An 8,995-nucleotide genomic window follows, 5' to 3' on the forward strand; every position below is an offset into this window, starting at 1 on the left:
TCGATACGCAAATGGTTGGACCGCAGGAAAAAATGGCCGAGGAGGCGCTGGTTAGCCGGCGTTCCCGACTGCTCGGCGCGAAATCGCAATTGTTCTATGACGAGCCCGTGCATCTGGTGCGCGGCGAGGGCGTCTGGCTCTACGATGCCGACGGCCGCAAATATCTCGACGCCTACAACAATGTCGCCCATGTCGGCCACTGCCACCCGCACGTGGTCGAGGCCTTGTGCCGGCAGGCAAGCCTGCTCAACACCCACACGCGCTATCTGCACACCGCCATCCTCGACTATGTCGAGCGGCTGACCGCGACCTTCGATGCCAGCCTGTCCACAGCCATCCTGACCTGCACCGGCAGCGAGGCCAACGACATCGCGCTGCGCATGGCGCAGGCCGCTACCGGCCGCATGGGCATCATCGCCACCGACGCCACCTATCACGGCAACACGACGGCGGTTTCGCAGCTCAGCACCCGCATGCCGCCGGTCGGCGGCCGCGCCCGCCATGTCAGGCTGGTGCCGGCGCCGGACAGCTATCGCCACCCGGATGCGATGGCCAACGGCAAGGCCTTTGGCGACGCGGTGCGCGAAGCGGTTGCCTCGCTGGAGCAGGATGGCATCGGCCTCTCCGGCATGATCCTGTGTCCGCTGCTCGCCAACGAAGGCTTCCCGGCGCTTTCCAACGGCTTCTTCGACGACGCCGTTGCGGCGGTGCGCCAAGCCGGCGGCCTGGTCATCGCCGACGAGGTGCAGCCCGGTTTCGGCCGCACCGGCAGCCATTTCTGGGGCCATCAGCGCGCCGGCTTCGTTCCTGAAATCGTCACCATGGGCAAGCCGATGGGCAATGGCCATCCGGTCGCCGCCGTGGTCACCACCCGGGAGATATTGGCGACGTTCCGCAACGCCTTCCGCTACTTCAATACCTTTGGCGGCAACCCGGTTTCCTGCGCGGTGGCCAATGCCGTCCTCGACGTCATCGAGCAGGAAGATCTCCTCGCCAACGCACGCGACGTCGGCGCCTATGCACTCGGCCTGCTGCGCCCCTTGGCCGACCGGCATGAATGCATCGGCGAGGTCAGGGGCGCTGGATTGTTCTTCGGCGCCGAGCTGGTTCATGACCGCGAGACGCGCGAACCAGCGCCCGACATCGCCGAGCAGGTCGCCAACCGCATGCGCCACCGCGGCGTGCTGATGGGCAAGACCGGCATCCATGGCAATGTGCTCAAGATCCGCCCGCCAATGCCATTCTCGCGCGACAATGCCGCCTTCCTGATCGGGCTACTCGACGAGGTTCTTGGTGAAGTCGGCGGAGTGAAGGCGTGAACGCTGTTTCCACGCAATCCGAGCCCGAGACGGAAGCGGACGTCACGGAGCTTGCCAGGCGTGCACTCGAATATTGGGGCATTCGTGAGGGCGAGCCGGAGCTGCTGAAATTCCGCGAGAACGCGGTTTTCCGCATCCGCTTGCCCGGTGGCCAGCCGGCCGCCATGCGCATTCACCGGCTCGGCTATCACTCGGACGCGGCATTGCGCTCGGAACTGCAATGGATGGGATTTCTGCAATCCGCCGGCATCGCCACACCGTCTCCGATCGTGACGCAAGCCGGTGACCTGTTCGTGCTCGTCAGCACGGCTACCTCCGCGCAGCCCCGGCAAGCCGATTGTCTCAGCTGGCTGGAAGGCCGCGCCGTCGGGGCGCGAGGCGTGTCGCTGGACTATACGCCTGAACAGGCAAGACATGTCTTCACGGCGATCGGCCGGACCATCGCCCATATGCACAATGTCACGTCAGCCTGGACGCCGCCCGCCGGCTTCGCGCGCCATGCCTGGGATTTCGACGGCTTCTTCGGCGTGAACCCGACCTGGGGCCGTTTCGAGACCTCGCCCTTCCTCGACGGTCCCCGCCGCGAATTGGTTTTCCAGGCACGGGAAAAGGCCGTGAAGGCGCTGTCGGCGCATGAACGCAGCGCCCGCAACTTCGGCATCATTCACGCCGATCTGGTGCGCGAGAACGTGCTTGTCCATGACGGCGCGATCCGCATCATCGACTTCGACGATTGCGGCTATGGCTGGCACATGTACGACCTTGCCGTCGCGCTATATCAGAACCGCGAGGAGGCGATCTATCCGCTGATCGAGGCCGCTTTGCTCGACGGCTATCGGCAGGAGCGGGCGCTCACGGCGCAGGACATCGCCGCGCTGCCGCTGTTTTCGGCCTTGCGCGCCTTCGCCTTCCTCGGCTGGGTGCAGAGCCGCATCGAGGGCGACATCACCAGGGATGTCGGCATGCGCATGTCGGCGATCGCAGCCGATGTGGTGATTGCCTATCTGCGCGGCGGATAAGGACGACAGGTCCAGCCGGTGGACGTCATCCCTTCGCGAAGTGAATGCTGACGGTTCCCGAACTGCCGAAATCGGCGACGATGGTGTCGCCGGGCCGCGCCTCGACCGGGCGCACGAACGATCCCGACAGCACCACCTCGCCGGCCGCGATAGACATGTCGTAGCGGGCGAGCCTGTCGGCCAGCCAGGCAATGCCCATCGCCGGATGATTGAGCACGCCGGCGCCGAGCCCGGTTTCCTCGACTTCGGCATTGCGCGAGACGATGGCGCCGATCCAGCGCATATCGGCTTCCTGTGGCAGTTGCGGGCGGCCACCGATGACGATGCCGGCATTGGCGGCATTGTCTGAAATCGTATCGAAGAAGGTGCGCACCTTCTTCGTCTCGGCATTGACGCGCTCAATGCGGGTGTCAAGGATTTCGAGCGCCGGGGTAATGTAGTCGGTGGCGTTGAGCACGTCGAAGATCGTCACGCCGGGACCCTTCAGCGGTGCCTTCATGACGAAAGCGATCTCGGCCTCGACCCGTGGCTGGATGAAACGGCCGGCAGGCACCGTTGCGCCATCGCTGAAGAACATGTCGTCGAACAGCACGCCCGAATCCGGTGTGTCGATTGCGAGCGCATATTGCATCGCCTTGGAGGTCAGGCCGATCTTCCAGCCCTTCGGCTTTAGCCCGGCATCGATCTTGCGCGTCACCAGCGCCGCCTGCACGCGATAGGCGTCCTCCATCGTCGCCTCGGGAAAATCGAGACTGAGCAGGCGGATCTGGCGGCGCGAACGCTCGGCCTCGAACAGTCTTGCTGCGGCGTCTTCCACCTGTTCCGGGGTCATTGTGCTGCCTCGTCGACGACGCCGTTTCTAAGCACGCCGATGCCGTCGGCCTCCACCTCGATCACATCGCCAGGCTTCAGCCAGATCGGCGGGTCGAAGCGGGCGCCGGCACCCGTCGGCGTGCCGGTGACGATGATATCGCCCGGCACCAGCGTGGTGAAGGTCGAGATGTAGTTGATGATCTTGCGGAACGGGAAGATCATCCGGCTGGTGCGGTCCTGCTGGCGCAGCTCGCCATTGACGCGTGTGGTGAGTGCGATGTCGGCGATCTGCGCCTCGTCGGTGAATGGCACCAGCCAGGGGCCGATCGAGCCGCTGCGATCGAAATTCTTGCCTTGCGTGACGTTGAATTTGGCATGCCGCACCCAGTCGCGAATGGTGCCCTCGTTGCACAACGACAGTGCCGCGATGTGGCCGAGCGCGTCGGCCTCCGCGATGCGCCGGCCGCCCTTGCCGATGACGATGACGACCTCGCCTTCATAATCGAGCTGTGGCGATTCCGGCGGCCGCACCAGCGCAGCGCCATGGCCGACGAAGGAACGGGGAAAACGGATGAACAGCGATGGGTTCGAAGGTGCGGCCTGGCCGTCCTTGTACTCCTCGTTGCGGTCGGGATAGTTGACGCCGACGCAGATGATCTTTTCTGGCGATGGGATCGGGATTTCATAGGCGATGGCGTCGAGCGGGAAATCGGCGGCAAACGCCTCGGCCTCTTCCGCCAGCCGCCGCAAGGCACCGGCCTCGATCACTTCGCGCAGCGTCGGCCACTTGCCGTGGCGCGCCGACAGGTCGACGACACCCTTGCCTGATATCGCGCCATAGCGCGCCTTGCCGCCGACGGTGAAGGTGGCAAGCCGTGGCCGGGTCATGCTGAGGTTCCATCGCTGGTGATGTCGAGTACGGGCGAGGCTGGCGCTCTACGGCGCCCCCCTCTGTCCTGCCGGACATCTCCCCCACGAGGGGGGAGATCGGCTGGCCGCGCCGTCGGCGCTTTTCCTGCGGCGCTGAAAATTGGCGAAGGCAGAGATGACATCCAATCTCCCCCCTCGTGGGGGAGATGTCCGGCAGGACAGAGGGGGGCGCGAAGGAACGCTGTCATCGATTAAAATCCCGGTCTACGGCGCAATGATCGGCGATGCCGTCAGATCCGGCTGGCGTGCCTCGGCGCCGGCGAAGGCGCTGCCCTCCTCGAACCAGCTTTTCGGCGCCGGCGCGCCCCACAGCGTCTGGCGCTGCGGGTCCTTGAGGTCCCACTTGATCGGCTCCAGGTCCGGATCGACCGTCTGGTAATCCGAACAGTAGATCTCGATGCGATGGTTGTCTGGATCTCGGACATAAAGGAAGAAGGCATTGGAAATGCCATGCCGGCCAGGGCCGCGTTCGATGTTCGGCAAATAGCCGGTCGTTGCCATCAGGTCGAGCAGGTCGATGATGTTGAGCGGCGTCGGCACCCAGAAGGCGACGTGGTGCAGGCGTGGGCCGATGCCGTTGGTGAAGGCGATGTCGTGCACGCCGCCCTTGCGGTGCGTCCACGCTGCCCAAAGCTTTCCGCTGCTGGCATCCTCGGTGTACTCGGTCACCCGGAAGCCGAGCTCGTTGTAGAAGGCGACGGACTCGTCGACATTGGGCGAGAAGCAGTTGAAGTGGTCGATGCGCAGCGGCTTCACGCCCTTGTAGAGAGCATATTTCTGATGGATAGGCGGCAATCGTTCCATCTGGGCATAGAATTCGAGCGGAATGCCGTGCGGATCGCGGGTGCGGAAGGTTCGCGACTGGTAAGGTCGCTCGACCCATTCCACCGGCAGGCCTTTTCCCTTGAAGAAATGCACCGCTTTTTCGAGATCCTCGTCCGAGAAGACCTTGAAGCCGAGGTCGCGCGCCTCGGCGGCGCCGGCGTTCTTCAGCACGATGCAATGGTGCCCGCGCTCCTCCAGCGCTCTGAGATAAATGGTGTCTGATGTCTCGTCGGTGATCTGCAGGCCGAGCGTGTCGACATAGAAGGCGCGGGATTTGGCGAGGTCGGTGACGGCCAGCTCGACATGGCTGAGGCGCACGATGTTGAAGGCGGGGTAGAGATTGGGCTTTGGCAAGGGCATCTGATTTCCTCCGGTCAGCCGCCGAGTTTCTGGATCGCGTGCGCCGCCGTCGCGAAGGCTATGTTCTTCGTCTCCATGTAGAAATCGAAGGAGTGATCGCCGCCGTCGCGGCCGATGCCGGAATTCTTGACGCCTCCGAATGGGGTCGGCAAATGCCGCACATTCTCCGAATTGACCCAGATCATGCCGGCATCCAGCGCATCGGTGAAACGGAAGGCGCGGGTGACGTCGGACGTCCAGAGATAACCGGTCAGGCCGTATTGCGTATCGTTGGCCAGCGCCAGCGCTTCGGCCTCGTCCTTGAAGGAAATAGCGCTCAGCACCGGTCCGAAAATCTCCTCTTGCGCGATGCGCATGCCGTTCGAGACGTTGGTGAACAGGGTCGGGCCGACATAGCAGCCGCCGCCCGGCCCATCGACCTTGCCGCCGCCGACGGCAAGCGTCGCCCCCTCCGACCTGCCGATGTCGATATAGGACAGCACCTTCTTTTCATGCACCGGATGGATCAGCGGACCGACCACCGTTTTCGGATCGAGCGGGTGGCCGACGATGATGCGCTTCGCCCTCTCCGCGACTTTGGCGGTGAAGCTCTCATAGACCGAGGCTTCGACCAGCAGGCGCGAGGACGAGGTGCAGCGCTCGCCGTTCAGCGAATAGATCATGAAAACGGCGGCGTCGGCGGCGCGCTCGAGATCGGCGTCGGCAAAGACGATCACCGGGTTCTTGCCGCCGAGCTCGAAATGCACGCGCTTCAACGTGTCGGCCCCCTGTTTCATGATCATCGAGCCGGTGCGGCTTTCGCCGACAAAGCCGATCGCCTTGATGTCGGGATGTTCGGTCAGCGCCTTGCCGGCATCTTCGCCCAGGCCGTTGACCAGGTTCCAGACGCCTTTCGGCAGGCCGGCTTCCTCGGCGATCTCGACCAGCAGGCGGGCGGTCAGCGGCGAGAATTCAGCCGGCTTATGAACCACCGTGCAGCCGGCCGCCAGCGCCGGCGCGATCTTCCAGGTCGACAGCATGAACGGCGTGTTCCACGGCGTGATGATGCCGACCGGGCCGATCGGCACCCTAGTGGTCAGGTTGACCTGGCCGGAAGTCCGCAGCGTCTCGCCGTCGCGTGCTTCGGGCGCCCGATCGGCGAAGAAGCGGAAATTCTCGGCGCCCCGCAACGCCGCCTTGGCCATGAACTTCAGCGCCTGGCCGGTGTCCATGCATTCGACGAAAGCGATCTCCTCGGCACGCGCTTCGATCGCGTCGGCGATTTTGTGCAGCAGCTTCTTGCGCGCTTCACCCGGCATGGCGGCCCAAGCCGGGAACGCCGCCTTTGCCGCCTTGGCGGCGCGGTCGATGTCGGTGGCACCGCCGCGCGCGACGCGTGCCAGCGGCTTGAGGTCGACCGGCGACAGCGTTTCGAATGTCGCGCCGTCGAGTGCCGGCACCGCCTCGCCGCCGATCTGGTTCAGCACACCATCGCGCTTGAAGCGGGCCAGATAGGCCTCGGCCTTGTTCAGATTGCCTTGCAGGTCGGACATATCGGATTCCGTCACTTGCCGCGCAGTCGCGGGTGGATTGCGTTTTTCTTCCAGCTCAGCACCGGGTCGATTTCCCGGATCTCAAGCGACAGGGCGAAATGCGGGCTCTCGAACAGGGTGGCCAGATATTCGTTCACCGCCGCGAAAACGGCCTCGCCGGTCCGCTTCTTCTCGTCAGGGCTGCGGCCGGTGCCGATGCGAAACGACATGTCGAGGAAGGCGTTTTCCGGCAGGCTGTCGGCAATCGCGTAGGCATCGGCGCGAAAGGCCCGCACCCGCACGGCGCCGATCTCGAACAGCCCGGTGTTCAGCACGGTGCGCAACACCAGCGCGCACAATTCGCCCATATCGACCTTGGCATCGAGATTGGCCGAATACTCGATGGAGAAGTGAGGCACGGCGTTTCGTTTCCCTGGCTTATCGCTTTCTTGTAGTTAACGCGTTAATTACATGCAGCATCGGCGAAGTCAAGTCTTGCATCGGGCCTGGCGCAACGATACGGGATGGAAAGGTCGGGTTTAGCGCGCGGTCCATGCTGGCCAAGGCCCCGTTGATGACCGCGATAATGGGACGTTCTTCTTGCTGCCTGAAAACACTCGTCGTTCCCTGCCGATGGCGTTGCTTCATGCCCGCGAAGCGGTGATGGCGCGGTTTCGCCCGATGCTTGCGGCGCATGACGTGACCGAACAGCAATGGCGTGTGCTGCGTGTGTTGAGCGAAGCCGGTCCCGTCGAGGCGACGGAGCTTGCCGATCGCGCCTCGGTGCTGCCGCCCAGCCTGACGCGCATCATCAAGGCGCTCGAGGGACGCAAATTCATCACCCGCAACAAGGCCGAAGGCGACGGTCGCCGCGTCGTGCTGACCATCGCACCGGCCGGCTCCGCTCTGATCGATGCGCTTTCGCCCGAGCGCCGCGTCATCTATGACGACATCGAACAGCGCTTTGGCCACGAAAAGCTTGAGCAACTTCTTGATCTGCTGGAGAGCCTGATCGAGGGTGAGAGTTGAGGCTTTTTGATCCTCGGCACGGAGGTTTTGATTGGTCGTCTGCGTTGACTGACCGCATGCCTTGAAGATTGGCGGAAACATCGATCACTTCGTCATCCTATGGCGGAGCAAGGAGCGAAGCGACGCGGCGTAGACCATAGGATCCATGCCGGGACTCCTGAGCGTCGCCACGGTTCAGAATTCTGCACCGCTGCGCCCTTCGACTAAGGTCGCGGCATGGATCCTCGGGTCTCCGCGACGGAGCTTCGCTCCTGCTTCGCCCGTGGATGACGACGTTGGGAAGGCTTCGCCTCCATCCCCTGTCGGCGCCATCAATTGCCCTCACCCGCCAAAGCTGCCAAGCCGCGTGGGCTGCGTATAATTGCGGTCGACATAGAGCAGGGCCGAGCTGCCGCTGCCGTGCCGGACATCGATGACTCGGCCGATCATGACATTGTGCGTGCCGACGACATGCACATCCTCGATCTCGCAATCGAAATTGACGATCGCATCCGACAGCGCCGGCGTGCCGGAGGTCAGCGTCTGCCAACGCGCCGCGGAATAGCGTGCCTCCATGTCCCTGGTTGCGCCTGCGAACTTTCCGGCCAGGTGCATATGGTCGTGCGTCAGCACGTTGACGCAGAAGCGCCGGTTGGACAGGAACAGGGCGGCCTGTGTCGAGCGCCCGTTCATGCACACCAGCAGCGTCGGCGGCTCGTCGGAGACGCTGCACATGGCGGTGGCGGTGAAGCCGCCGCGTCCTGCCGGCCCGTCGGTGGTGACGATGTTGACCGGCGCGCAGACCCTCGCCATGGCGTCGCGGAAATCGGTTTTCGAAATCTGCGTGGCCATCTGATTTCGTCGACCGTGAACTATCCGCAAGCCGTTGATCTGGCATGTTGATTGAGGCGGATAGCGGCTTTTGGATTGCAGGATTAGCGGTTTATGGGGGCTGTTTTCCTGCAATTCGGTTTTGCGATTCCCTTGTGCTGCGGCGCGTGATTCACTTGGTTCGGCGGCGGCGAATCGAGGGACGGCGAATGTCCAGGCCACGCGAGAAGCGCGAGACGGGAAAACAGGATCTGTTCCGCTCCAGGCTCGATCAGATCATCAATATGAAGCACGAGCTGGTGCGGCTGGCGCAGGCGATTGACTGGCCGGTGCTGGAGGAGCGTTTCGGCGCCGTCTATTCGGACGGCCCCGGCATGCC

9 protein-coding genes and 1 pseudogene are annotated in these 8,995 nt (G+C 63.8%); 4 read left to right on the forward strand and 6 right to left on the reverse strand.

All coding sequences use genetic code 11. The features are described from left to right. Positions 1–32 precede the first annotated feature (32 nt). Together NKI38_RS19990 and NKI38_RS19995 are read left to right on the forward strand one after the other, a co-directional pair. On the forward strand, positions 33–1,319 hold the full coding sequence (locus NKI38_RS19990) for an aminotransferase class III-fold pyridoxal phosphate-dependent enzyme (RefSeq protein ID WP_352659916.1): 1,287 nt from the start codon (positions 33–35) through the stop codon (positions 1,317–1,319). After that, positions 1,316–2,338: a phosphotransferase enzyme family protein gene (locus tag NKI38_RS19995; protein ID WP_352659908.1), complete on the forward strand. Its 1,023-nt coding sequence runs from the start codon at positions 1,316–1,318 to the stop codon at positions 2,336–2,338. The genes NKI38_RS19990 and NKI38_RS19995 overlap by 4 nt, the downstream gene beginning before the upstream one ends. A gap of 25 nt (positions 2,339–2,363) precedes the next feature. On the opposite strand, the gene hpaH is transcribed toward NKI38_RS19995, so the two are convergent. The 5 genes from hpaH to NKI38_RS20020 form a co-directional block, all read right to left on the reverse strand. Further along, a complete protein-coding gene (gene hpaH, locus NKI38_RS20000) occupies positions 2,364–3,170 on the reverse strand; it encodes a 2-oxo-hept-4-ene-1,7-dioate hydratase (RefSeq protein ID WP_352659909.1) in 807 nt (268 codons plus the stop codon). Then, positions 3,167–4,039 carry a fumarylacetoacetate hydrolase family protein gene (locus tag NKI38_RS20005; protein ID WP_352659910.1) on the reverse strand — a complete coding sequence of 291 codons (873 nt, stop codon included), beginning with the start codon at positions 4,037–4,039 and terminating at the stop codon, positions 3,167–3,169. Before NKI38_RS20005 ends, hpaH begins: the two co-directional genes overlap by 4 nt. Before the next feature lie 246 nt (positions 4,040–4,285). After that, positions 4,286–5,266 (reverse strand): 3,4-dihydroxyphenylacetate 2,3-dioxygenase, encoded by a 981-nt coding sequence (gene hpaD, locus NKI38_RS20010; protein ID WP_352659911.1) that lies wholly within the window; start codon positions 5,264–5,266, stop codon positions 4,286–4,288. A gap of 14 nt (positions 5,267–5,280) precedes the next feature. Further along, positions 5,281–6,798, reverse strand: coding sequence for a 5-carboxymethyl-2-hydroxymuconate semialdehyde dehydrogenase (hpaE, locus tag NKI38_RS20015; protein ID WP_352659912.1), 1,518 nt, complete (start codon positions 6,796–6,798; stop codon positions 5,281–5,283). A gap of 11 nt (positions 6,799–6,809) precedes the next feature. Next, a complete protein-coding gene (locus NKI38_RS20020; protein ID WP_352659913.1) occupies positions 6,810–7,196 on the reverse strand; it encodes a 5-carboxymethyl-2-hydroxymuconate Delta-isomerase in 387 nt (128 codons plus the stop codon). A gap of 214 nt (positions 7,197–7,410) precedes the next feature. On the opposite strand from NKI38_RS20020, the gene hpaR reads away from it, so the two are divergent. After that, positions 7,411–7,806: a homoprotocatechuate degradation operon regulator HpaR gene (gene hpaR / locus NKI38_RS20025; RefSeq protein ID WP_352659917.1), complete on the forward strand. Its 396-nt coding sequence runs from the start codon at positions 7,411–7,413 to the stop codon at positions 7,804–7,806. A 321-nt stretch (positions 7,807–8,127) separates the two neighbouring features. Here the strand turns inward: hpaR and NKI38_RS20030 are convergent, their stop codons facing one another. After that, positions 8,128–8,637 (reverse strand): flavin reductase, encoded by a 510-nt coding sequence (locus tag NKI38_RS20030; protein WP_352634243.1) that lies wholly within the window; start codon positions 8,635–8,637, stop codon positions 8,128–8,130. Positions 8,638–8,825: 188 nt separating this feature from the next. Between NKI38_RS20030 and NKI38_RS20035 the strand changes: the two are divergent. Further along, positions 8,826–8,995: pseudogene (locus NKI38_RS20035) on the forward strand (IS5/IS1182 family transposase); the annotation flags it as partial.

Source organism: Mesorhizobium sp. M0621, assembly GCF_040320745.1.
In the GTDB taxonomy this organism is placed as follows: Bacteria; Pseudomonadota; Alphaproteobacteria; order Rhizobiales; family Rhizobiaceae; genus Mesorhizobium.